This window comes from Vibrio kasasachensis, assembly GCF_050337565.1.
Taxonomy (GTDB): Bacteria; Pseudomonadota; Gammaproteobacteria; order Enterobacterales; family Vibrionaceae; genus Vibrio; species Vibrio kasasachensis.
Genome location: NZ_JAKJTB010000013.1, coordinates 1 through 23,049, shown reverse-complemented (window position 1 = coordinate 23,049; position 23,049 = coordinate 1). Strand labels below are relative to the sequence as shown.

At 43.7% G+C, this 23,049-nt stretch carries 23 protein-coding genes; 16 read left to right on the top strand and 7 right to left on the bottom strand.

The window, feature by feature from the left end; genetic code table 11:
* Nucleotides 1-217 precede the first annotated feature (217 nt).
* Nucleotides 218-1,207, top strand: coding sequence for a porin (locus L4C38_RS10835; protein WP_428797573.1), 990 nt, complete (start codon nucleotides 218-220; stop codon nucleotides 1,205-1,207).
* A gap of 148 nt (nucleotides 1,208-1,355) precedes the next feature.
* The gene (locus tag L4C38_RS10830; RefSeq protein WP_428797572.1) at nucleotides 1,356-1,970 is read left to right on the top strand and encodes a fumarylacetoacetate hydrolase family protein; all 615 of its coding nucleotides are present in this window, start codon (nucleotides 1,356-1,358) and stop codon (nucleotides 1,968-1,970) included.
* A gap of 76 nt (nucleotides 1,971-2,046) precedes the next feature.
* On the opposite strand, the gene L4C38_RS10825 is transcribed toward L4C38_RS10830, so the two are convergent.
* The 3 genes from L4C38_RS10825 to L4C38_RS10815 form a co-directional block, all read right to left on the bottom strand.
* Entirely contained in the window at nucleotides 2,047-2,361 is a 315-nt protein-coding gene (locus tag L4C38_RS10825) for an AzlD domain-containing protein (RefSeq protein WP_428797571.1), read from the bottom strand.
* The gene (locus L4C38_RS10820; protein WP_428797570.1) at nucleotides 2,358-3,068 is read right to left on the bottom strand and encodes an AzlC family ABC transporter permease; all 711 of its coding nucleotides are present in this window, start codon (nucleotides 3,066-3,068) and stop codon (nucleotides 2,358-2,360) included. Before L4C38_RS10820 ends, L4C38_RS10825 begins: the two co-directional genes overlap by 4 nt.
* A 75-nt stretch (nucleotides 3,069-3,143) precedes the next feature.
* Nucleotides 3,144-3,977 (bottom strand): AraC family transcriptional regulator, encoded by an 834-nt coding sequence (locus L4C38_RS10815; RefSeq protein WP_428797569.1) that lies wholly within the window; start codon nucleotides 3,975-3,977, stop codon nucleotides 3,144-3,146.
* Between the two features lie 256 nt (nucleotides 3,978-4,233).
* Between L4C38_RS10815 and L4C38_RS10810 the strand changes: the two genes are divergently transcribed.
* Nucleotides 4,234-4,869 (top strand): LysE family translocator, encoded by a 636-nt coding sequence (locus L4C38_RS10810; RefSeq protein WP_428797568.1) that lies wholly within the window; start codon nucleotides 4,234-4,236, stop codon nucleotides 4,867-4,869.
* A gap of 82 nt (nucleotides 4,870-4,951) precedes the next feature.
* Entirely contained in the window at nucleotides 4,952-5,371 is a 420-nt protein-coding gene (locus L4C38_RS10805) for a GNAT family N-acetyltransferase (protein ID WP_428797567.1), read from the top strand.
* A 58-nt stretch (nucleotides 5,372-5,429) separates the two neighbouring features.
* Here L4C38_RS10805 and L4C38_RS10800 read toward each other — a convergent pair whose 3' ends face one another.
* Both L4C38_RS10800 and L4C38_RS10795 read right to left on the bottom strand, forming a co-directional pair.
* Nucleotides 5,430-5,783, bottom strand: a complete 354-nt coding sequence (locus L4C38_RS10800; RefSeq protein WP_428797566.1) for a hypothetical protein — start codon at nucleotides 5,781-5,783, stop codon at nucleotides 5,430-5,432.
* Between the two features lie 326 nt (nucleotides 5,784-6,109).
* Nucleotides 6,110-7,813, bottom strand: a complete 1,704-nt coding sequence (locus L4C38_RS10795; protein WP_428797565.1) for a phospho-sugar mutase — start codon at nucleotides 7,811-7,813, stop codon at nucleotides 6,110-6,112.
* Nucleotides 7,814-8,181: 368 nt separating this feature from the next.
* On the opposite strand from L4C38_RS10795, the gene coxB reads away from it, so the two are divergent.
* From coxB to L4C38_RS10775, 4 genes are read left to right on the top strand one after another with little or no spacing between them, the layout of a single operon-like run.
* On the top strand, nucleotides 8,182-9,321 hold the full coding sequence (gene coxB, locus L4C38_RS10790; RefSeq protein ID WP_428797759.1) for a cytochrome c oxidase subunit II: 1,140 nt from the start codon (nucleotides 8,182-8,184) through the stop codon (nucleotides 9,319-9,321).
* Nucleotides 9,318-10,958: a cytochrome c oxidase subunit I gene (gene ctaD / locus L4C38_RS10785; protein WP_428797564.1), complete on the top strand. Its 1,641-nt coding sequence runs from the start codon at nucleotides 9,318-9,320 to the stop codon at nucleotides 10,956-10,958. Before coxB ends, ctaD begins: the two co-directional genes overlap by 4 nt.
* A 12-nt stretch (nucleotides 10,959-10,970) precedes the next feature.
* Nucleotides 10,971-11,591 (top strand): cytochrome c oxidase assembly protein, encoded by a 621-nt coding sequence (locus L4C38_RS10780; protein ID WP_428797563.1) that lies wholly within the window; start codon nucleotides 10,971-10,973, stop codon nucleotides 11,589-11,591.
* Nucleotides 11,588-12,472 (top strand): cytochrome c oxidase subunit 3, encoded by an 885-nt coding sequence (locus tag L4C38_RS10775; RefSeq protein WP_428797562.1) that lies wholly within the window; start codon nucleotides 11,588-11,590, stop codon nucleotides 12,470-12,472. The genes L4C38_RS10780 and L4C38_RS10775 overlap by 4 nt, the downstream gene beginning before the upstream one ends.
* A gap of 6 nt (nucleotides 12,473-12,478) precedes the next feature.
* Here L4C38_RS10775 and L4C38_RS10770 read toward each other — a convergent pair whose 3' ends face one another.
* Nucleotides 12,479-12,718 carry a DUF2909 domain-containing protein gene (locus tag L4C38_RS10770; protein ID WP_428797561.1) on the bottom strand — a complete coding sequence of 80 codons (240 nt, stop codon included), beginning with the start codon at nucleotides 12,716-12,718 and terminating at the stop codon, nucleotides 12,479-12,481.
* Nucleotides 12,719-12,740: 22 nt separating this feature from the next.
* Here L4C38_RS10770 and L4C38_RS10765 point away from each other — a divergent pair, with 22 nt between their 5' ends.
* The 7 genes from L4C38_RS10765 (at nucleotide 12,741) to L4C38_RS10735 (ending at nucleotide 19,117) form a co-directional block, all read left to right on the top strand.
* The gene (locus L4C38_RS10765) at nucleotides 12,741-13,460 is read left to right on the top strand and encodes an SURF1 family protein (protein ID WP_428797560.1); all 720 of its coding nucleotides are present in this window, start codon (nucleotides 12,741-12,743) and stop codon (nucleotides 13,458-13,460) included.
* Nucleotides 13,457-14,005 (top strand): hypothetical protein, encoded by a 549-nt coding sequence (locus tag L4C38_RS10760; protein WP_428797559.1) that lies wholly within the window; start codon nucleotides 13,457-13,459, stop codon nucleotides 14,003-14,005. Before L4C38_RS10765 ends, L4C38_RS10760 begins: the two co-directional genes overlap by 4 nt.
* Before the next feature lie 9 nt (nucleotides 14,006-14,014).
* Nucleotides 14,015-15,052 carry a COX15/CtaA family protein gene (locus tag L4C38_RS10755; protein WP_428797558.1) on the top strand — a complete coding sequence of 346 codons (1,038 nt, stop codon included), beginning with the start codon at nucleotides 14,015-14,017 and terminating at the stop codon, nucleotides 15,050-15,052.
* Entirely contained in the window at nucleotides 15,045-15,941 is an 897-nt protein-coding gene (gene cyoE / locus L4C38_RS10750) for a heme o synthase (protein ID WP_428797557.1), read from the top strand. The genes L4C38_RS10755 and cyoE overlap by 8 nt, the downstream gene beginning before the upstream one ends.
* 122 nt (nucleotides 15,942-16,063) lie before the next feature.
* A complete protein-coding gene (locus L4C38_RS10745) occupies nucleotides 16,064-16,465 on the top strand; it encodes a VanZ family protein (protein ID WP_428797556.1) in 402 nt (133 codons plus the stop codon).
* 409 nt (nucleotides 16,466-16,874) lie between these two features.
* Nucleotides 16,875-17,930 (top strand): 3-deoxy-7-phosphoheptulonate synthase AroG, encoded by a 1,056-nt coding sequence (gene aroG, locus L4C38_RS10740; protein ID WP_428797555.1) that lies wholly within the window; start codon nucleotides 16,875-16,877, stop codon nucleotides 17,928-17,930.
* Nucleotides 17,931-18,208: 278 nt separating this feature from the next.
* Entirely contained in the window at nucleotides 18,209-19,117 is a 909-nt protein-coding gene (locus L4C38_RS10735; protein WP_428797554.1) for an aldo/keto reductase, read from the top strand.
* Nucleotides 19,118-19,159: 42 nt separating this feature from the next.
* On the opposite strand, the gene L4C38_RS10730 is transcribed toward L4C38_RS10735, so the two are convergent.
* Nucleotides 19,160-20,752: an EAL domain-containing protein gene (locus L4C38_RS10730; RefSeq protein ID WP_428797553.1), complete on the bottom strand. Its 1,593-nt coding sequence runs from the start codon at nucleotides 20,750-20,752 to the stop codon at nucleotides 19,160-19,162.
* A 349-nt stretch (nucleotides 20,753-21,101) separates the two neighbouring features.
* On the opposite strand from L4C38_RS10730, the gene L4C38_RS10725 reads away from it, so the two are divergent.
* Nucleotides 21,102-23,049, top strand: a 1,948-nt coding sequence (locus L4C38_RS10725) for a retention module-containing protein (RefSeq protein WP_428797552.1), incomplete at its 3' end; no start/stop codon positions are given.

Genomic DNA, 23,049 nt, shown 5'->3' with positions numbered 1-23,049 from the left:
ACGTATGGCGTATATTTCAATTAATAACCGCCCAAATATTAACCACTTAAATAAGCGCAGCTATAATTTTTTTTGGAATATTGGATTATTTTCGGAATTTTATTTCATTTTCGATTTGAAACATACAGTTCTATTACTAGTTTTTACTTGGGAGCAACGGATATGCCGTAGTTCCGTTAGTTCAGCTTGCTATCAAATAGAATATGGAAATACAAACATGAAAATGACAAATTTAGCCATGGCAGTGGCAACCACGTTTCTTGCATCAACTAGCGCGTTTGCCGCACAAGTATACAGTGGCGATGGCACAACCCTCGCGGTTGGTGGTTACGTAGATGTTGGCGTAGGTGAATACAATTCTGAAGAGCTTCAGGTGCATCAGGTTTCCCCTCGTTTAAACGTGGAAGGTAAGAAAGAGATTGGTAGTGGTGTGACAGTTGATGCAAAGGGTGAATGGGGGATTAAATACCTAGATGGTGGTGAAACCTCTTTTTCAACTCGATTAGGTTATATTGGTGTTACGCATGACCAAGCTGGTCGATTGGTTGTAGGTACGCAGTGGTCTACTTACTATGATGTCGCGGGTGTTGCCGATAAACCTATTGCTTTCGCAAACGGTTTTTTATATTCAGATCATTATGATTTAGGTTCAGCTCGTGCAGAGAAAATGGTCAGCTACCGAAATTCGCTAAGAGTCTCGGAAGACGTCGCATTTAACATTGGCCTCGGTTGGCAGGGCAAGCAAGAAACCAAATATCACAGTCGTGGTCAAATTGCGGTTAGTACGGAGTTTGCCGGTGTTGGCTTAGGTTATGTTTATAATGCAGGTGATATCGATCTTGTTGGTAAGACGGAAAAAGCCGAATCTCACGCAGTTTCTGCTAAATTTGGTAACTATGGTAAAGGTCTATATGCAGCCTTGGTTTATGGAAGCAATGAGTACTTTTATGATGACTTGGAAGACACTTCACAATATGAAGCTGTAGTCGCGTTCGGGCTCGATAACGGTTTAAATGTCATCCTTAACTATGAAAAGGTCGAAGATGATAAGGCCGATAAGACTCAATATAGCGAGAGTGCTATTCAGGTCGAATACACCGTTGCTTCTGGCTTAGTTGCGTTTGCAGGATACCAGTTTGACCTAGGCAATGATATTGGTGATAAAGAAAACGACCAATACACTGCTGGTGCACGTTACTTCTTCTAACTTGTTACTTAATTTAGGTATTTAGCTAAAAACTCAGGGTTTGCTTTTGAGCGCAAGCTCTGAGTTTTTCATATTAGTATGTAAATTATGTTTGCCTGAAATAAACTTTGGCTAAAATATGCCTTCACTTAATTTCAGGGATGATGGCATGTACTCAATTATTGTCGAAGATAAACCAATCCAGCCGAGCAAAGTATTGTGTGTTGGTCGTAATTATCTAGATCACATCAAAGAACTTAATAACGTCATTCCTGAACAAATGGTAGTGTTCAACAAGCCTTCTACTGCGATTACTTCCCAATTAAGCTCTTATCAGCAAGAGATGCTTCATTATGAAGGAGAGATTTGTTTTGTTGTTAATGACGGGCAACTGGCTTACGTGGGTATTGGACTTGATCTGACGAAGCGTCAATTGCAAGCGCGATTAAAACAGCAAGGCTTGCCGTGGGAGAGAGCGAAAGCTTTTGATGGTTCTGCGGTATTCAGCCGATTTATTTCTCTTGATGGCTTATTAATTGAAGATCTGGAAATTGAATTATTCATTAATTGCGTGCGAGTGCAACGCGGCGAAGTTAAGCAGATGATGTATACGCCACAAGTTATTTTAAATGAACTGAAAAGCTACACTACGGTATGTGATGGCGATGTGATAATGACCGGCACACCTAAAGGGGTTGGCGAAGTTCAGCAAGGTGATATTTTCCTAGGGCGTTTACTGCATGCTGGTAAGACTTTAATTGAGATCGAGTGGTTAGCGAGTTAAATTTTAATGTTCAGATTTAACAAAAACGCCAGCATTATGCTTAATGCTGGCGTTTTTTTGTGAGTAAGATACAGCGCTAGAAAACGAGGTTATTAAGCACTAAAAACACCAACATGCTAAATACAGTCGTCAGTAGCACGTTTCCGGTTTTATAGATAATTGCACTGGCAAGTACTGCACAGATTAAGTACGGATTGTCTAAGGCAATCCACAACTCCCCTTCGGGTGCAAAAACGATAGGAGCTAGAATGGCGGTAAGCACAGCAGGACCAGAGTAACCCAGCATGCTTTGTAACTGAGGCGCTAATCTCAACGGCAGTTTAGGCTCAAGGAATACATAGCGGCTAAAGAAAACCAACCCAGCCATCGCCAAGATAGATAACATGATCATTTAGTGCTCCTTGTACAGGTTTCAACGAGGTAACCAGCCAACATTCCGCCGATACTGGCGAGCATCAATGCGCCTTCCAACTGAGCCAAATTAAGAACCACAGATAGAACGAGAGCAATAACGACAGCGCTTAAAGTAGCGGTGTTTTTAATGTTGGGTATGACTAGGGCAATAAAAGTAGCCGCAACTGCAAACTCTAACCCTAGTTCGTTTAAGGCGGGTATATAGCTTCCTGCAACAATGCCAATCAAAGTCGCAATATTCCAACAGAGATAAAAACTGAGCCCGGCACCGAGTGCGTACCAAGGTTCGAAACGTTGCTCAGATTTATTGCCACAGATAGCGAACAGTTCATCGGTTAACAAATAGCCCAGAGCTAAGCGCCAGCGAAGTGGTAACTTACCGATCTTCTCACGCATCGAAACACTGTAAAGAAAGTGACGAGAAGTAATAAATAAGGTGGTAAGCAGCATGGTCGCTAATCCCGCACCGGCTTTAAGCATTCCTGTTGCCACTAATTGCGCAGAGCCCGCGAAAAGGATGGCTGAGAGTGCTTGGCTTTCCAGCGGGGAAAGACCAGATTCAATGGCGTATGAGCCAGCGAGTAACCCCCAAGGAATAACGGCAACGCTAAGCGGTACCATTGCCACTGTGCCTTGTATGAATAGTGATCGCCGATTTAGTGTGTTATGAACTTGTGTATTCACGAAAAATTCCCCTTAACTAGAATGCTAATTTCGCCACGTTTCGTGAGGTTTTAATTGGACAGAATTGCTCTTAACTCATTTACAGAGTGACTTTACATATTGCTTGGGTGTAATACCCATTGCGCGCTTAAAATGACGATGAAGATGACTTTGGTCATGGAAACCGGACTCTTGCGCAATGTTGGACAAAGTGTGCCCTTTCCTCATTAAACGAATCGCGTAGCGAAGCCGTGATTGCACCTGATAAGCATGGGGCGGAAAACCAAATTCTTTTTGGAAAGACCGAGCAAAATGATAAGGGCTGAGGTTGGCTAACTTGGCAAGCTCTTCAAGTGAAACGTCCGCTTGAGGAAAGTCATCAAGAAATTCCTTGGTGACTAGGAGTTGTAGTTTGCTGCGAGTATTAGGTTCATATTCTCGAGGCTTTCTACCATGACGGCTCATAAGCTTGACCAAAGTGCCGTATACTAAGGTTTCACGAAGTAGTCGATTGTCAGAGTTTTCAAGGGTATCAAAGACTAAACGAAGTTGTTGCGCCATCTCGGGATCATGAACGACGGGTTCTGGAAAATAAGGGATACCTAACTCGCAGCCAAGACCCTGTGTGAGCGATGCGAACTGCTCAGGCAGAGGATACATGGCTTTATACTCCCAGCCATCCTCTGTTGCGCTATGCCCATTGTGAACTTGGTCTGCGTTTACCAAAATGATGCTATCTTGAGGGGCAACATGATTACCGCCATTGCGAAAGAATCGTTGGGCGCCTTTTTCGATAACGCCTATAGTATAGCCTTCGTGGCTATGGCGTGAAAAATGATGCGTCTTGTATTTCGCTTCGATAAATTCAAGACCGCCAAGTTCACTAGCCGTTTTAAAAGTCGCACCTTCTTTGAATTCTTTATGACTCATATGCTTTAGCGCTCCCTGCTAATACCCTGACCACAATAGGTTAAAGCAAACTCAAATTTAGTTTTTGTACAAAATTGCTGTATTGCGGAATAACTTAGCACACTTTTTAGCTTCTCTTTTCGTTACGCGACGATGAAGCCAATCTCCAGTGATTTCATATAGTCTAAAAATATCAGAAATATTAGTTGAATTACCTAGATCTAAAGTTGGTTGGGATATAAAATCCGCACCGTCTTGTTCTTACTAACTTATAATCATGATCGATATGTCTGTTCTGCCGCTATATTTAACGGCAGTGGTGGCACTGTTGCTGCTACCTGGTCCTGATATGTTGCTAATCGCCAGCTCAAGTATGAGTTATGGGCGACGTGTTGGTGTATTTGCCAGCTTAGGTAACGCAACGTCGGGTATCATTTTAACTTTGCTTGCTGCACTCGGTGTTTCCGCCTTGATAGCAATGAGCCCGCTTGCGCTGAAAGCATTACACCTTCTTGGTGGTACTTACTTACTCAAAATGGGTTGGGACTGTATACGATCGGAAGCGGCTGAAGCACCAAGCTTAGCGCAAAAAAATAAGATGGCGACTACCTTTTACCAACGCGCTTTGGTCACCAACCTACTTAATCCAAAGGCGCTAGTGTTCTTTATTATGTTCTTGCCGCAGTTTGTTTCGAGTAATATTGAAGCGAGCTCAGGTGAACAGATGTTGGCGCTTGGTTTCGTATTGAACGTACTTGGCTTACTGTTCAACCTAGTATTGGTTGCGCTAGTGGGTACGTTAGGTAAAGGCCTACTGGAAAACGCAAAGTTCCGAAATTATCAGCATAAGTTTATGGGCGCTATCTTCCTAATCTTGGCGATTTGGATGCTAAGTTCCTTTTTTAGTGGATAGATAACGTGATAATTTAAGAAGCCAGCATTACGCTGGTTTTTTTTAATTTTCATTTTAGAACATGCATAGCAAGGAGCGGTATATGCACATCGAATTTCTCGTTAATCCCCCCGAATCAGTTAAAAGCGACATTTTGGCGGGTTTGCGCCGCTACAATCTACAGTTTTTTCCTCATGATGAGAGCACAACGATGGCGTGCGTTGTTAAAGATGAAAAGGGTGAATTTAGCGGAGGGTTGTTTGGTGAAATCTATACAAATACGCTATTTGTTGAATACTTTTGGCTAGATGAGACTAAACGCAAGTCAGGGTTGGGAACGCAGGTATTTCAACGAGTAGAAGATGAAGTTAAACAGCTAGGCGTAACCGATATTTGTTTGGATACATTTACCTTCCAAGCGCGAGACTTTTATCTAAAGCTAGGCTTTGCTGAAGTAGGGCGTTTTTCGGGCTTTCCGATGGCCGGCGTAGACAAAATCTTTTTACAGAAACAGTTAAGCTAATGTGAATACTACACATTGGGCATAGTACAAGTCCAGCCAGAAAATAGATAATATATTGTTATTTATACACTATTCCTTTAAATAGTGGCTCTAAGGTTGCCCGTTCTTCCTCTTCACTGATTGGCTCTTGGGCTATTTTAATTAATGGCTCAACGCATTCAATAAAGGTTGCGATACTAATCTGCGATTCTTTTCCAACTTTGTCATCTATAGCGAATGTATTTTCGAATTTGGATTGCTGGCCCGTTTTATCAATCCTAACGTCTATCGAAACATTATATTGTTGCCCTTCAGGAAGAAGTGCGCTGCAATCTTCGATGCTGGGTGATTCCCCATAAGCGTGTGCGTTGGAAATAAAAACCAAACTTAAAGAAAAAGCCAATATTGATAGCGAATATTTACATGTCATCATGAACATAAGCCTTTGGTTATTAATTTGTGTTAAGGGAAACGGTTTTGATTTCTATACCCGTCATACTTGAAGTTGCAGCGGTGTTGACTGTGTTCATGCGCCCCAATCACATAGTTCACCTATGCTCAGGGGGCTTTCTTACTTGCCGCCTACCTGCACCTTCAAGTTTCTTGGGTATATATCCCTTTTAATGAAGCATAGCCAAATTATTTAAATTGTCTTTTTTAAGGTGATTGATTTTTTTGGTCTACAACTTAGCAGGGCAGTACCAATAAAAAGAGTTGAGCAGGCATGAAGTGCACCACACCTGCTTGTATTTCAGATGATTAGATCATGTGCTGATGTTCAGCTATCAACATATCCATCGCTAGTTGGGCTTTATCTTGTGCGGTTTTAAAATCGTCATTGATACTAAAATCTTCAACCACTTCGTAGTAACACTTCAATTTAGGTTCGGTACCGGATGGTCTTACGATTACTCGTGCACCACCGGAAAGGTGGTAAATCAAAACGTCACTAGCGGGCAGATCAATAAGCTCGCTGGTGCCATCAGAAAATGTGCGTTGTTGTAACTTTAAATCTTCAGTGCTTTCTACCGCTCTGCCAGCAATCGCTGCTGGAGGACTTGCCCGGAGTTTGTCACCCACAGGTGGCGAATTCGGATCCAGAGCAATACTGCGTTGTGCATTGACGTACATGCCATGCTGGCGATACAAACTCTCTAATTGATCCCAGATCGTGTTGCCTTCGCTATGCAGTTCAGCGGTTAATTGAGCAAATGCCACAAGCGCTGAAAGCCCATCTTTATCCCAAACTTGGCTGCCAACTGTGTAGCCAAGAGCTTCTTCATAGGCAAATAGGAATTGGTGATCTTCCGTTTGTTTTTGCATTGCCACATTGGTTAACCATTTAAAGCCCGTCAACGTTTGGAAGTACTCGGCACCATGAGATTTAGCAATTTTGTCTAACAAGCTAGAAGAGACAATTGTGTTACCAACCAACTGCTTGCTTGCGTTCGTTCTGCTAAGCAAATAATGGCCAAATAGCGCGCCTACCTGGTCACCAGTTAACATTTGGTACTCGCCATCAGGTTTTCTTACTGCTGCGGCAAAGCGATCAGCATCGGGGTCATTGGCGCACGCTATGTCAGCACCATTTTTTTTCGCCAAAGCGACAACCATATCCATAGCGCCGGCTTCTTCGGGGTTCGGAAAGGTTACGGTTGGGAAGCTACCATCAGGTTCACGTTGTTCTTTTACACTGTAAACTTTATCAAAGCCTGCATCGGCTAAAAGTGTTTCAGCCATACGAGCGCCAACACCATGCATAGCTGTGTAGGCAACGCCAATTCCACTCGGATTGGTATGATTGGTTAAGAGGGGGTTGCTGTTCATGGTGCTTCTATATAGTTGATAATAATCATCTTTCAACCATGCAAGTCGGTTTAGAGCAACGGCTTCCTCAATGCTAAGTAGCTCTAAAGGAGATGCTGCGGCAACGTCAATATGATGAGCAATGCCAGAGTCATGCGGTGGGATAATTTGAGCTCCATTTTCCCAATACACTTTAAAACCATTATATTCCGGCGGGTTATGGCTTGCTGTTACCACGACGGCCGCCACAGTATTGAGGTGTTTGACCCCAAAGGCGACGATTGGCGTGGCTGCAACCTCATGGGTTAAGTAAACTTTGATTCCCAACGCGGTAAGCACAGCAGCCGTATCAAGGGAGAACTGCTTTGAATCTGATCGGCCATCGTAACCAATAACGACTCCGCGTTGTTTTGCATCTTCGAACTGGGTAAGGAGGTATTGCCCCAAACCCATAGCGGTTTGTTGAATTACTAGCCGGTTCATTCTGTTAGGTCCACAGCCGACTTTTCCTCTTAAGCCAGCAGTACCAAATTCAAGACGACTGCGAAAACGATCCTCAAGCTCTTCCGTTTTTTGCTCATCAATGAGGCGTTGTAACTCCTCACGGGTATGAGGGTCGGGGTCGATTGCCAGCCATTGGGTCATTTGTTCTGTCATGTTTATTCCCTCTTATGGAGTTATAAATAAATACTAGGTGATAGTAGTTATCATTTACGAGAGCGCAATCGCTAAATCAATTTGTCATATCATCAACTTGCACATTTTTAATTCGCTAACTAGCCTTAATTAACATAAATATAACATTTTGCGTCAGTTTTAGGTTAGCCCATCCAAGTCAGGAATACCTAGTTGGCTTGGAAATTCCGGATACGAGCGCAGGGATTGCACGATATCGCCAAAGGATGTGACTGGGTATCGGGTATTCTGCGCAAAAGTGATTGAAACCTTAGTTTTTTTGCCATCTCGATTGAGAGAACAGAGACACAAGGAGAGGTCTTTTGAAAAGAATACCAGCAACGGTATGGCTGACATTGGAAGTTTTTGCCGCAACTTGGGCATCGTCGTCATTCGCCAAAGACAATGTACTCAATATGACTCAGGGTGTAACCCAAATCAGCGAAGAGGTGTACCAGCTTCACATGCTGATATTTTATATCTGTTGCGCTATTGCCCTCGTTGTCTTTGGGGCTATGTTCTATTCCATCTACCAACATCGAAAGTCGAAGGGCGCGGTAGCCGCTCATTTTCACGAAAGTACAAAAGTCGAAATCGTATGGACGATTATTCCAATCATCATTCTTATTGCTATGGCCATCCCGGCCACTAAAACACTCCTTGCAATGGAAGACACCTCTCAATCGGATCTCACCATAAAAATCACCGGTTCTCAATGGAAGTGGCATTACAGCTATTTCGAACAAGATGTGGAATTTTTTAGCCTACTAGCGACAACGCAAAATCAAATAGATGGCATCGAAGAAAAAGGTGCGCACTACTTACTCGAAGTGGATAACCCTCTGGTGTTGCCAATTAACCAAAAAATACGCTTTCTGATGACATCGGATGATGTGATCCATTCATGGTGGGTGCCTGATTTTGCGGTTAAAAAAGACACGATACCCGGTTTTATCAACGAGGCATGGACCAAAATAGATCAGCCGGGAGTGTATCGAGGGCAATGTGCTGAATTGTGTGGTCGGGCGCATGGCTTTATGCCGATCGTTGTTCACGCCATGACGCAAATTGACTATGACGAATGGCTTGCCAATAAAAAAGACCAGTTAGCATTGGCACAGCAACAAGCGGCCGAAGCTCTAAACAGTGAAATGAGCTTGCAAGATCTGATGCAAATCGGTGAAAAGATTTATGTAGAGCGCTGCGCGGTTTGTCACCAAGTTAGCGGTGAAGGGATACCGGGAGCGTTTCCTGCCATTAAAGGTAGCAAAATTGCGAATGGGGATATTGACGTTCACATAGATACGATCGTTAACGGTCGTGCTGGTACCGCAATGCAAGCCTTTGCCAATCAGCTAACTGAACAGGAGCTCGCGGCTGTGATCACTTATCAACGCAATGGTTTTGATAACAATACTGGCGATGTGGTGCAAGCTTCTGACATCAACAGTTTCAATATGCAAGGTCAGGACACTAAGGAGGAACTATGAAATCAACCACTCCTCATCATGAAAAATCGTCACCCGTCACTGACGCCGAGCTTAGCCGCGCTAGTTCAACCGTTGCGTTAGATCACGAAGAGCATCACGCTCCTAAAGGGTTAACTCGTTGGTTATACTCAACCAATCATAAAGACATCGGTACGCTGTATCTGTGGTTCAGTTTCATTATGTTCCTAACTGGTGGAGCGATGGCGATGATCATTCGCGCTGAGTTGTTTCAACCGGGTTTGCAATTGGTAGAACCGCACTTTTTCAATCAAATGACCACTGTTCATGGCTTAATAATGGTGTTTGGTGCAGTCATGCCAGCCTTTACTGGGCTCGCGAATTGGATGATTCCGATGATGATCGGTGCGCCAGATATGGCATTGCCGAGGATGAATAACCTCAGTTTTTGGATCTTGCCATTTGCGTTCACTATTCTACTCGCATCGCTATTCACGGAAGGCGGCGGACCTGATTTCGGCTGGACTTTCTACGCGCCTCTTTCGACTACTTATGGTCCTGACAGCACTGCGCTGTTTGTCTTCTCAGTTCACATCATGGGGATCAGTTCAATTATGGGGGCGATCAATGTCATCGTAACCATTGTGAACATGCGCGCTCCGGGGATGACTTGGTTCAAAATGCCAATGTTTGTATGGACGTGGCTTATCACCGCGTTTTTGTTGATAGCCGTGATGCCCGTGCTCGCAGGGGCCGTGACTATGGTATTAACTGATAAGTACTTTGGTACCTCCTTTTTTGATGCTGCTGGTGGGGGAGACCCAGTCATGTTCCAGCATATTTTCTGGTTCTTTGGTCATCCTGAAGTGTACATCATGATCTTGCCATCATTTGGGATCATCTCCGCCATTATCCCTGCATTCAGTGGTAAAAAGCTATTTGGTTACCATTCGATGGTATATGCCACTTGCAGTATTGCGTTGCTTTCGTTCTTGGTTTGGGCGCACCACATGTTTACCACGGGTATGCCTGTATTCGCCGAGCTGTTTTTCATGTATTGCACCATGTTGATAGCCGTCCCAACCGGGGTAAAAGTTTTTAACTGGGTTGCGACCATGTGGCGAGGGGCAATGACGTTTGAAACCCCGATGTTGTTTGCCATCGCTTTTATTGTGCTGTTTACCATTGGTGGTTTTTCCGGTCTGATGTTGGCGATAGTGCCAGCTGATTTCCAATACCATGACACTTATTTTGTTGTTGCTCATTTCCACTACGTACTGGTATCGGGGGCGGTGTTCTCGATTATGGCCGCCGCTTATTATTGGCTGCCTAAGTGGACAGGGCATATGTATGACCACAGATTAAGTTTATGGCATTTCTGGTGTTCAATTATCTCCGTTAACGTGCTGTTTTTCCCTATGCACTTTTTGGGGTTAGCCGGTATGCCAAGGCGTATCCCTGATTATGCAATCCAATTTGCCGATGTGAACCAAATCGTATCAATCGGAGGTTTTGCTTTTGGTTTATCCCAATTGATTTTCCTCTGGTTGGTGATTAAGTGCATCAAAGGTGGCGAGAAGGCGAATGCAAAAGTGTGGGATCGAGCAGAAGGTTTGGAGTGGACTGTACCTAGTCCTGCACCTCACCATACCTTTTCTACCCCGCCTAAAATAGATTGAAGGTAGGTGGTTATGGAAAACCGTCATACGAATCGCGGCAACAGCGCCAATCGCAGATTAACCCTTAAGTTGGTGGGTGCAACCATTGCGATGTTCGGTTTCGGTTTTGCCTTAGTGCCTATCTACGACATTATGTGCGATGCATTGGGCATTAATGGCAAAACCAACGCCGTCGCAGTGGAGAGACCCGCGGCATTGATGCCTGACACTTCGCGAACCATTCGAGTGGAATTTATTGCTCATCCAAATCCTCAAATGCCTTGGGATTTTTCACCTCAAGTGGCTTCAATGACGGTGCATCCCGGAGAAGTAATCCAAACCGCGTACTTAGCGTTTAATCGTGCCAACCGAACTATTATTGGGCAAGCAGTACCATCGGTTTCACCGGGTTTAGGGGCAAGCTATTTCAATAAGGTAGAGTGCTTTTGTTTTAACAAGCAACCGCTGGAAGGGAAAGCTCATACTGAAATGCCGCTCATTTTCTATATCGAGCGGGATATACCAGATTCAATTCACACCTTAACGCTTTCTTACACCCTTTACGATATTACGGAAACGGTCACCGATTCTGTTACAACCGCTCAAATTGGAGCTGTTGTAACACCAACCCAGTCACAAGGAGCAACGCCATGAGTTCCAAACATCAGCCGTATTATGTGCCAGCGCAGAGTAGTTGGCCGATTGTTGGTGCAATCGCGCTGTTTTTGGTTGCATTGGGCGCAGGGCTAACGGTGCAAACGATGGCGGAAAGCGGCAGTGCGAGTGTCTTTTCCAAAGTTGTGTTGGCTGCGGGGTTCCTGTCTCTACTCTACATGATTGCAGGATGGCTATCTAATGTCGTGAGTGAGTCCATGAACGGACTTTATTCGGAACAAATTGCTCGTTCGTTTCGCCAAGGAATGAGCTGGTTCATTTTTTCCGAAATCATGTTCTTTGGTGCATTCTTCGGCGCACTTTTCTATGCGCGAATGATATCGGTACCGTGGCTGGGTGGGGCTGACAATAACCTGATGACTCACGAAGTATTATGGCCTGCCTTTGAGGCGATGTGGCCATTAACGACAACGCCAAATGGTGTAAATACAACGGCAATGAGTTGGCAGGGTATTCCGCTCAGTAACACCATTATTTTGTTGCTCTCCTCTATTACCTTGCACATGGCCCACGTCAGCTTAGAGCGCAATAAACGCATGGCATTGATTGTTTGGCTTGAGATTACGATAGTACTTGCGGGGTTCTTTTTGTATTACCAAGGTGTTGAGTATATCCATGCGTATCAAGATTTGGATTTAACGCTGCAGTCCGGCGTTTATGGCAATACCTTTTTTATGCTGACTGGTTTTCATGGGTTACATGTATTTTTAGGTTCAGTTTTCCTCATCGTTTTGTTGGGTCGCATTGCGAAGGACCATTTTACCGCTAAAGACCATTTCGCTTTTCAAGCTGGCAGTTGGTATTGGCACTTTGTTGATGTGGTTTGGCTATGCTTGTTTGTTTTTGTTTATGTACTTTGAGTTGATTTAAAAAGGGCGTGAGTTAGGGTCAATAAAGCCGCTTAATAGGGCCAGAATCATCAAAACGACGGCGAGTGCAGAAAGGACCACTCGGCGACCAAGGTAATCACTCATGGAAGGTTGTTCATCGTCTTTTTCATCTTCTGATTCATTTGGTCCTTTGACCATTTCTATCAGTGCTTTGGCGAGGTTAGCAATGATAAAGAGCAGCAATAAGACCAGCAATAATTTGAAAATAAAGACCATGATGCCTTCCTTTGGTGGGGTAGTGAAACAGCCGTTTTTTTGGCTAGCATTGATATTAACCTTGGTTGCTATTTCGATATTGGTCAACCTAGGGCTTTGGCAACTAAACCGTGCCGAACAGAAACAGTTGATACAAAGCCAACTGGATATAAACGAAAGGCAACAGTGGCAAGAACTCAGCCATATCGTGACGGACACAACACGAAATCTGACGGGGGTGAAAGTGACAACAACACTAAGCCCGATTGCAGAGCGGTATTTACTACTAGATAACCAAGTGTTTGAAGGAGAGGTCGGGTATCTTGCGCTACAGCTTATGCAGACAACACAAGGTCAATACGTGTTGTTGGAAAGAGGATTTGTTTCAGGGACTCGCTCGCGTGCAGACCTGCCGAATGTAAAGTGGCTAAGAGAGCCGTATAAGGGAGAAGGGCGCTTGTATCAGCGTTCCAATAATCCACTCAGTGATGGCTTGATGTTAGAAAAAACCGACCCAGTTCGAATACAAAATTTGAATATTGACCAATTAGCCGAGTTTTGGCAGATATCGATACAAGGTTTTGTTTTTCAACCTCAGCAGGAGGAATGGCCATACTCACAGCCATGGCGCCCAGTTCCTATGAGCGAGCAAAAGCACATTGGTTATGCCGTTCAGTGGTTTTCCATGGCAATTGCCTTAGCTGTGCTGGGAATTATTTGGCTTAGGAAGGCATTTAGAAATACGACTAAGGAGAGTCTATGAGTAATACAGTAACTCGAAGTCGGTTAAAGCTGTTAGCCCTAATTATGGTGTTTGCGCTACCTGCTCTTCTGGCGAAGTTAGTGCTCAGTAAGCATTGGTATAATTCCGGGGTGACAAACAAGGGAGAGTTAATCGAACCTGCAAGGAATTTGCAGTCTCTTGGGTTAATCAACCCTCACCAAGGGACTAAGTGGCAGCTTGGTTATGTGTTACCAAAACATTGTGACTCTTTTTGCCGGCAGCAAATTCACTATTTGCAGCAAAGCCATATTGCACTGGGTAAATATCAACAGCGCGTCGCTCCAGTCGTGTTAGTTGACAAGAATAGCGACCCAGCAATGATTGCGATATTACCTATTGAGATGATTAAAGTGAATGATTCATTCACCAATGTGGTGAGTGGTTTCGAGTATGTCATCGTTGACCCGCTTGGTCAGCTTGTCATGCGTTATCCGCAAGTGGGCTCTGAAAATGAATTAGTATCGCAGAGTAAGGATTTACTCGCTGATTTAAGAAAACTTCTTAAACTATCACGAGTGGGTTAGGAGGCAGTTATGACGTTAAAACGCTTACTGCAATTGAGCCTAGTGATGACGTTTTGCGTGATCCTTCTTGGTGCTTATACCCGTTTAGCCGATGCGGGCTTGGGCTGTCCTGATTGGCCGGGTTGCTATGGTCAAATGATCGTTCCAAGCAATGAAGCGTCGTTAGCCAGAGCAAATGTTCTCTTCCCCGAACTTACCGTGCAGGTCGACAAAGCATGGTTAGAAATGGTTCATCGATACTTCGCTGGCAGTTTGGGTCTATTAGTCTTTGCTATTTCCGCTCTCGCACTTGTGCAACAAAAGGCGGGAAGGTTACTTCCCATCACCATCACGCTGGTGGTGATATTCCAAGCATTGTTAGGAATGTGGACGGTAACAATGAAGCTGATGCCGATCGTGGTTATGGGGCATTTGCTAGGTGGTTTTACCCTGTTTTGTCTGCTGGCTTTACTCTATTGGCGGGTAGCCGAGAATCCACTGAAAATCACTCAATTTAAGGTAGGCGTGGGACTCCGTATGATGGCGATGCTCGCGTTTTTCACTGTAATTGCACAGATAGCGCTTGGGGGCTGGACATCGTCCAATTACGCGGCATTAATGTGTACAGAGCTGCCTATTTGTCAGGGTGATTGGCTGCACTACTTAGATATAGAAACGGCATTTAAGCTGATCCAAGCCCCAAAAGAAACTTATGAATTTGGCACGCTTGACTACAGTGCCCGTATGACGATTCATGTTGTCCATCGAATCGGAGCAATGGTCACTTTTGTTGTGTTTCTTATGCTTATTTTCCAATTATTACGTCAAAGACAGAGCCAATTTAGAGTTCAAGCTTTACGTTTAGCGTGCTTGCTGCTGGTGCAGATAGGTCTTGGAATCAGCAATGTTTTATTTGGACTCCCCCTTTCGGTTGCGGTGGCGCACAACTTAGTTGCAGCGTTATTGCTGCTGAATACTCTGTACGTCAATCATCTGATATGGCAGGCGAATCGTTGTTTAAAAAGCGTTACCCCAAGTTCATATGGCAAGGAGGCTTTCTATGAGTAAATCAATTAGCGTTGAGTTAACCCAAGATCGTTCGATATGGCGCAGTTATTTAACCCTTACCAAGCCGAAAGTAGTGGCATTGATGCTACTGACAGCGTTGGTCGGTATGTGTTTGGCGGTGCCGGGCGCGCTGCCTGTAAAGCAAAGTGTTCTGGGAATGATCGGCATTGGTTTGATGGCCGGCTCTGCTGCTGCATTTAATCATTTGATTGATCGAAGAATAGATGCGGTGATGTTTCGTACTCATCGTCGTCCTTTACCCAATGGCGATATTGCTCCGAGCCGAGTTGCGCTATTTGCCACTAGCATTGGTGTGGTTGGTTTTGTGGTTCTCTATAGTGGGGTTAATGGGCTTACAGCATGGCTAACGTTTGCAAGCTTGCTTGGTTATGCCGTGGTTTACACCATGTATTTGAAGCGTGCTACGCCACAAAACATCGTCATTGCGGGCATTGCCGGTGCGATGCCACCGTTACTTGGTTGGACCTCCGTTACGGGAGAGTTGCACGCCAACGCATGGCTATTAGTGATGATCATCTTTATTTGGACGCCTCCGCATTTTTGGGCATTAGCGATACATCGCAAGGCAGATTACGCCAAAGCGGATATTCCGATGTTACCAGTGACACATGGAGAGGAATACACCAAAACCTCCATCCTTCTTTACACCATTCTTCTTGCCGCTGTGTGTACATTTCCCGCTCTGGTTGGTATGTCAGGTGTTATTTATTGGGTCGGTTCTAGTCTATTAAGTGCGGGCTTCATTGGCTATGCATGGAAACTTAAATACAACCCAAGTGATAAAACGGCGATAGAAACATTTAAGTTTTCAATCTACCACCTAATGTTGCTGTTTTTACTTATATTAGGCGACCATTATTGGGGCTAGTTTGTCTTGGTGTACCTGGTGCCAAGTTGGAAAAACACCCCGCTTGCCTTTCATGGAGAGCTCAAAACGCGTATGCTTTTGAATCTCCATGGATTGGTTGGTTATCTACAGTAGTTTTCAGCATGAATAGTCTTAGTTTGTTTCTTAATCGCCGTGTCACCGTATTATTTACATTGGTACTATTTGGCGGCTTAGCATCATTAGCTAAATCGTTTAACTATCACTCTAGTGTAGTGTACGAGGTGGAAGCTCTATTAGGCGGAGCGTGGTCTCTTCATGCAATTCTTGCGATTAGTTTAGGCTTTGTGGCCCATTGGGCTACGCCGAGGTATTATTTTCGCAATACCGCTTTTCGTATCCCTCCATTATTGACGATCATCCTCTTAGCTGTGATTGCTGACGAGGTATTACAAGCCTTTATTCCAAGGCGTGAGTTCTCTATTCTCGACTTGATGATCAATATCTCTGGTTTGTTTCTCGGCGCATTCATCCACCGTATATGCTTAAAAAGGAATGGTGTCTAAATCTTAAATAGACACGTTCTGTGATCTCTCCCCATGCTGAGCGCACGTTTTGTTTTACTGCCCTGAATAACATAACAGTGAAATATTTAATATTACTATCTCGGTTGAATTCTGATTCGCATAAAAAATCCAGCAGCTAATTGCGCGCTATATCATATGTTATTGATTTTTAGGGTTTTTATGTCTAGGTCAGTAAGCAATTTAGAAGGTGGAATTTTTCGTACAATAATTTGTACAAAGATTGATGGTTGTAAAAAATGGTGTATATTGCCTTTTGGGTTAAAAAGTGGTTGCAAGCTTTGTTTTAGGCAGATAAGTTAGATGTGACAGGGAAAATATAGGACGGTAGTGAGTTGAATATTGAACATTCAACCAAAAGTCGCCGCCCACATAATAGGAAGAAGTAGCGATGTTTCAAACTGATGATGTACGAGTTAATAAAGTAAAAGAGTTATTGCCGCCAATTGCCGTTTTAGAGAAGTTTCCGGCGACAGAAATCGCTTCTTCAACTACTTTTCGCTCGCGCGAAGCCATTTCAAATATTTTACAGGGGAACGATGATCGCCTTTTGGTGATTGTCGGTCCTTGTTCTATCCATGATCCACAAGCAGCACTGGAATATGGCAAAAAATTAAAAGTTCTTCGTGATGAGTTAGGCGATGAGCTTGAAGTCGTGATGCGCGTTTATTTTGAGAAGCCGCGCACGACTGTTGGTTGGAAAGGACTCATTAACGACCCATACCTAAACGACACGTTTAAGATTAACGATGGTCTGAGAATTGGTCGTAAACTACTGTTGGATCTAACCGATCTGGGGATGCCAACCGCCAGCGAGTTTCTTGATATGATCACGCCACAGTATGTCGCAGATTTGATCAGTTGGGGAGCCATCGGTGCTCGTACGACAGAATCTCAAGTACATCGCGAACTCTCATCAGGAATCTCTTGCCCAGTAGGGTTCAAAAATGGTACCGACGGCAACATCAAAATAGCGACTGACGCAATCAGTTCAGCCAGCGCGGCACACCATTTCTTATCAGTTACTAAGTTTGGTCATTCTGCTATCGTTGAAACTAGCGGAAACCCTGACTGCCATCTGATTTTACGTGGTGGTAAGGAGCCAAATTACAGTGCTGAGCATGTTAGTACCATTAAGCAAGAACTTGCAGCGTCGGGGCTACCACAAAAAGTGATGATTGATTTCAGCCATGCAAATAGCTCTAAGCAATATCAGCGCCAAATGGTCGTTTGTGAAGATGTTTCGGAGCAGATCTCGGGTGGTGAAGATGCCATTTTTGGTGTCATGATTGAATCGCACTTAACTGAAGGTCGCCAAGACTTGATTGATGGCAAAGCTGCCAATTATGGACAATCAATTACAGATGCGTGTATCGGTTGGGATGACACCGAGAAAGTGCTGAAGCAATTAGCTAGTGCAGTGAAAGCGCGCCGTGCGGTTAAGTAACAACTAAACTCTTTTTTCAAGGCTCCTTAAAGGAGCCTTTTTTTGTCTTATTTTTACCATTAATTAAAACAACGAGTTAGTTATCTTCTAAACTAAAACAAAGCGTTTATGCGTGTTTGATATGTCCCTAGCACGTTCTACCAACAGGCGCGAGTGTAAAAAAGCTTAATGTGCGGCATAACCCAAAACTAGAACGTCATCACGTTTTAGTGACCGTTAATATTGAGCAATTGGATGATAAGGCATAGCCTAAGTTTAGATTATTTAGGAGATAAAATATGGTGTCTAAAGTGACTATCGGTCCACAAGGTCCAGAATTGTCAGAACTTGTACAAGGCTACTGGCGCTTGGTCGAGTGGGGTATGACGCCTCAGCAACGTCTAACGTTTCTAAAACAGCATATTGATCTTGGAATTTCCACGGTTGACCATGCAGATATCTACGGAAGCTACGAATGCGAAACACTTTTTGGTGAAGCGTTAAAGCTGGATAGCTCGGTTAGAGATCAAATTGAAATCGTCACTAAGTGTGATATTAACCTTTGTAACGATAAGTACCCTCATCGAAAAGTGAACCATTACGATACGAGCGCCGCTCATATTTACGAGTCGGTTAATAACTCTTTGAGTCGTTTAGGTATTGAGCAAATTGATCTTCTTTTAATTCATCGCCCTGATGTGCTGATGGATGCGGATGAAGTGGCCGAAGCTTTCGCCGAATTACACAAAGTCGGTAAGGTTAAACATTTTGGTGTATCTAATTTCTCACCAAGCCAATTTGAACTACTTCAATCTCGCGTTCATAAATCGTTAGTCACCAACCAAGTTGAAATTAATCCACTTAATTTTGACGTAGCCCATGATGGTACGTTAGATCAATTGCAAATGACTCGTATTCGTCCAATGGCTTGGTCTTGTTTGGCGGGCGGAGAAATCTTTACCGGCAAAAGTGAGCAAGTTAAGCGTGTGCGGGCTGAGCTGGAGCTTCTTCGTGATGAAATCGGTGCCAATTCTATTGATGAAGTGATTTATGCTTGGATTCGCAAGTTGCCCTCTAAACCTTTGCCGATTATTGGTTCTGGTAAAATTGAGCGAGTTAAAGGAGCTATAAGTGCTCTCAATATTGAACTAACGCGAGAGCAATGGTATCGCGTTTGGATTGCTTCTAAAGGGCACGGTGTGCCTTAGACAGCAATTGATTGAAAAAGCCAACCGCGAGGTTGGCTTTTTTTATGCTGGAGCATTAGTCAATGGTATGTATTCAGGCTTTTCACTCAACGTTATCAAAGCTTCGGGTTTTACTGGATAAGAATAGTAATAGCCTTGGATATAGCTAACACCGAGCTTTCTTAATAACTCAATTTGCTGTTTTGTCTCTACCCCTTCAGCGATCACTTTCATATTCAGTTCTTTTGCTAACTGAATCATTGAAATGAGGACGGGGGTAGTGCTTGATTCGGAATGCAGGCTTTTGATAAACACTTGGTCAATTTTCATCACTTGGAAAGAATGAAGACGGATGAAATTTAGCCCAGAATAACCCGTACCAAAGTCATCAATCGCAAGTTTAAACCCTAGGTCCTGAATACGTTTAAGGTTGTTTAATGCTTGGTTAAGCTGCTGCTGATCAAAGTCGATATTCTCGGTAACTTCCAACAAGATACTGTCGACAAAGTATGGGTATTGTTTAGAAAACGTTTTTAAGTAATTTAAAAAATGATCATCAATGAGGGAGATGCGGCTTACATTAACGCTCACATATTTCGACTCTTGATAGCTCGGATTATCTTGTAGAAATAGTGCCACCATTGAGAGCATTTTCTCGGTTAATGAATCGATCACTCCCAGTTTTTCGGCAAGAGGAATGAATATTTCAGGAGAAATATGCCCTTGGGTCGGGTGATTCCAGCGTACTAGTGCCTCACTGCCAACAACGGTGTCAGTGTTGAGGTCGACGATAGGTTGCAAATACAACTCAATTTGGTCATTGCGAATGGCATTGAGGAGAGTAAATTCGATGGAACGCTTTGCGAGTAATTGGTAACCAATAATAAGGTAAATTAGTGAGAAAACAGAGGCGGTCAATATGGTCTTCCATACATGTGCAAAATAATGATATTGATAAGTTCCAGATGTTGAGTACAACTCAATTTTAAACGGATACACCTCAGAGGTGAAAGCCAAGTGATCAGAGTAAGAACCATTGGTTTGGTATTGATTGTTTAGTTCATAATCTAAGATGGTTAGCTGATACTGATATTCACGAGCTTTTAAAAACTGCGCAATAAGATTGGCAAACCTTTCGGGCGGCAGTAAAGCATTGAGACCCAGTGTTTCATTGATTGAGGCATAAACGAAGAAGGTTGAAACATGGCTTGAAGACTCTCCAATCGATATCGTGATGTGCTTTTTCGATGCATTGATCCTATCCATTACGCCGCTCAATAGCTTGATTTTACTCGGACCTTCATGGCTTGTGCAAACAACAAAGCCATCTTTGTAAATGCCCACTTCCTTTATGAACTCAGAGTGAAATGCGTGTGCTCTAAGAGTTAGTTTATCATCTTGAGTGCAATCTTCGCTGACGAACTTATTCAATATATAAAGTTCACTGGCTACGGTATCGATATACCGCTCCAACAAGCTGACAATCTCTTTACCGTCTTTCTCAATGGCTTTTTGAGTATGGTAATAATTACCTAAAATTGAAAATGCAAAAGCCAATAGAAATATAGCAACCACTGGCAGTAAGTTAGGCAGGTGATTGAACATTTCTCTGGCTAAGTTAGGTATTTTTTTCAGATTGAGTCTTGGCGATTCCATTGAAACCTAGTCGTAATGCTTTTACTTATTCACTATAAATACATAATGCGAAAAGTAGATGATTTTGCTTCACTATTTGGCGCATGTCTCATAAATGAGGCGTAAAAATCATGGGATGTCTTGATGCTGAGAAGATAATCTAAAGCCAAGGATTATGAAAGCTCAAAAAATACCAGCTGTTGCTTCCTACCTCCAAACATTGCCTTGATAGTGACTATACTTACCTAAATGTAATAAGTATCACTTAAATTGATGAAACTTAACACTAAGCTGTAGTATTTTGTTACATTAAGATTGATAAAAACATCAATAAAGCATTGCAGCCAGATTTATATTTTCGGGGGATAATATGAACCAACAAGTGGTACTAGAGGGAGTGAAAGTCGCCAAAACAACCGGAGACGTAATCGCAATTGACGGTCAAGGAAACGCGCGAGAGCTTAAGGTAGGCGATATTCTTAATGGCAATGAAATCATTATCACGGCAAAGAACTCAAGTGTTGAGTTAGTTGAGCAGGCAGAAGTCCTTACTGTTGAGGAGAATTGCGTAGCGTGTGGTAATGAACAGGGGCTCATCAAGAATCTACCTTTAGATGGATTGGTTTCGGTTGATGTTACGCAGAATAGTGAATTTAGCCTAGCGGATCTAGAGGCTATACAGCAGGCGATTTTGAGTGGGGAAGATCCTACGGCAATTCTCGAAGCGGCGGCAGCTGGTGGGGAATTGGGTTCTGCAAATGCTGGCTTTATCACCATCGCGTACAATAACCCGGAGTTGCTTGCAAAAACGTTCTTCGAAACCAGCGCTGCTTTGCGGGATCAAATTGAAGACCCGGAAGAAGAAGGGCGCTCGACTGTATTTGCCGCAGGTGGCGAGTCTATCTCAGAACTCCTTGTTGAAGGGGACTTTGATACGATTAATGGTTATCCAATTGAGGTTGCGGTATCAGTTATAATCGAAGCTGGCGATCTACCACTTAATCCTGACAGTTTTACCCCAGAATCAGCCTCTCTTAGCGCATTAATAAGCGAGCTAAATACAGATATTAAAGCGTCGAATCAAGATGTGAGCTTTGTTTATGACGCAGTAGAAAATGCGATTGTGGGCAGTGTTGGTTTGGATGAAGTGGTTAGAATTGATATTGATACAGCTAATGTCGGAAAAAATGTCGAGCTGACGTTGACCACCACACTCTCTAAACCAATTGATCACGTGCCTTCAGTTGGCGGTGGCAATGTTGCTTTAGTCGATGATCAAGTCGTGGTGAAATTTGATATTACGGGCACCGACAGTGGTGGTAATGCCATTCGTTCGCCGATATCTGCCAGTGTCACTATTGCAGATGGAAGTCACCCTCAGATCATCGATGTCCCCAATGTGACTGTCAGTGACTCTAATTTGCCTGCGGGTACGGATGCAAACCAAGCCGAAACAATTCAGGGTAGTGCCGTCGATGCTGATCTGGGTAGTGATGAAATCAAACAGTATCGCTTGGATGTGAGTGAATTCAATCAGCAAGGTGCAATCAGTTCTCATGGTGAAACCGTTACCATTAATGAAGTGGATAATGGTGATTTAACCTACAGTTATACGGGTTCTACAACCTCTGGCGATGTGTTTACTCTGCTTGTTGAACCAAATGGTGATTATACTTTCCAGTTGTTGGAACCGATTGATCACGCGACGGGTAGTGATACTACAACAATCAATCTTCCGATTATTGCGACGGATTTTGATAATGACACAACGCAAAGTCTGCTGCCTATTACCATTCTCGATGACTTACCTGTATTAAGTGGCTTTACAGGGCAAACCCGTGTTGATGAAGATGATCTTAACGTCAGTGGTGCTCAGGGCTCTGATACAGATAAAGAGCCGACGCTAATCTCGGGCAACTTCGTGATTGAAGAGGGCGCGGATGGCATTAAGAGCTATCAAATTGAAGCCACTTCACCTGCATTGGTTGATTTATCCTCCGGCGGCGAAGCGCTGGAGTGGAGCAATGGCTCGCCAGTACAAAACGGCACTCAGTTTACTTACACTGCCCAAACGCTCTCGGGCGAAGCAGTGTTTACTATGGTGTTTGATACCGCCGATAACAGCTACCAATTCAACCTACTTCAGCCGCTCGATCATGCGCTGGCGGATGGTGAGAACGAGATTGAGCTGGGCTTTAATATCAGCGCAACAGATTTTGATAACGACACCACAGCGCCACAAACCTTAACCATTACCGTGGTGGATGACATTCCAACCATCACGTCGGTTGAGCSGTTAAGCGTCGATGAAGATGATT

What these genes read in the sequence shown, in the direction of transcription:
- L4C38_RS10795 (WP_428797565.1), bottom strand. Translation starts at nt 7,813, where the DNA reads ATGACAGAACAAATGACCCAATGGCTGGCAATCGACCCCGACCCTCAT.
- L4C38_RS10800 (WP_428797566.1), bottom strand. Translation starts at nt 5,783, where the DNA reads ATGATGACATGTAAATATTCGCTATCAATATTGGCTTTTTCTTTAAGT.
- L4C38_RS10745 (WP_428797556.1), top strand. Translation starts at nt 16,064, where the DNA reads ATGAATAGTCTTAGTTTGTTTCTTAATCGCCGTGTCACCGTATTATTT.
- ctaD (WP_428797564.1), top strand. Translation starts at nt 9,318, where the DNA reads ATGAAATCAACCACTCCTCATCATGAAAAATCGTCACCCGTCACTGAC.
- L4C38_RS10805 (WP_428797567.1), top strand. Translation starts at nt 4,952, where the DNA reads ATGCACATCGAATTTCTCGTTAATCCCCCCGAATCAGTTAAAAGCGAC.
- L4C38_RS10825 (WP_428797571.1), bottom strand. Translation starts at nt 2,361, where the DNA reads ATGATCATGTTATCTATCTTGGCGATGGCTGGGTTGGTTTTCTTTAGC.
- L4C38_RS10770 (WP_428797561.1), bottom strand. Translation starts at nt 12,718, where the DNA reads ATGGTCTTTATTTTCAAATTATTGCTGGTCTTATTGCTGCTCTTTATC.
- L4C38_RS10775 (WP_428797562.1), top strand. Translation starts at nt 11,588, where the DNA reads ATGAGTTCCAAACATCAGCCGTATTATGTGCCAGCGCAGAGTAGTTGG.
- L4C38_RS10830 (WP_428797572.1), top strand. Translation starts at nt 1,356, where the DNA reads ATGTACTCAATTATTGTCGAAGATAAACCAATCCAGCCGAGCAAAGTA.
- L4C38_RS10735 (WP_428797554.1), top strand. Translation starts at nt 18,209, where the DNA reads ATGGTGTCTAAAGTGACTATCGGTCCACAAGGTCCAGAATTGTCAGAA.
- L4C38_RS10755 (WP_428797558.1), top strand. Translation starts at nt 14,015, where the DNA reads ATGACGTTAAAACGCTTACTGCAATTGAGCCTAGTGATGACGTTTTGC.
- L4C38_RS10760 (WP_428797559.1), top strand. Translation starts at nt 13,457, where the DNA reads ATGAGTAATACAGTAACTCGAAGTCGGTTAAAGCTGTTAGCCCTAATT.
- L4C38_RS10730 (WP_428797553.1), bottom strand. Translation starts at nt 20,752, where the DNA reads ATGGAATCGCCAAGACTCAATCTGAAAAAAATACCTAACTTAGCCAGA.
- L4C38_RS10815 (WP_428797569.1), bottom strand. Translation starts at nt 3,977, where the DNA reads ATGAGTCATAAAGAATTCAAAGAAGGTGCGACTTTTAAAACGGCTAGT.
- cyoE (WP_428797557.1), top strand. Translation starts at nt 15,045, where the DNA reads ATGAGTAAATCAATTAGCGTTGAGTTAACCCAAGATCGTTCGATATGG.
- L4C38_RS10835 (WP_428797573.1), top strand. Translation starts at nt 218, where the DNA reads ATGAAAATGACAAATTTAGCCATGGCAGTGGCAACCACGTTTCTTGCA.
- aroG (WP_428797555.1), top strand. Translation starts at nt 16,875, where the DNA reads ATGTTTCAAACTGATGATGTACGAGTTAATAAAGTAAAAGAGTTATTG.
- L4C38_RS10810 (WP_428797568.1), top strand. Translation starts at nt 4,234, where the DNA reads ATGATCGATATGTCTGTTCTGCCGCTATATTTAACGGCAGTGGTGGCA.
- L4C38_RS10780 (WP_428797563.1), top strand. Translation starts at nt 10,971, where the DNA reads ATGGAAAACCGTCATACGAATCGCGGCAACAGCGCCAATCGCAGATTA.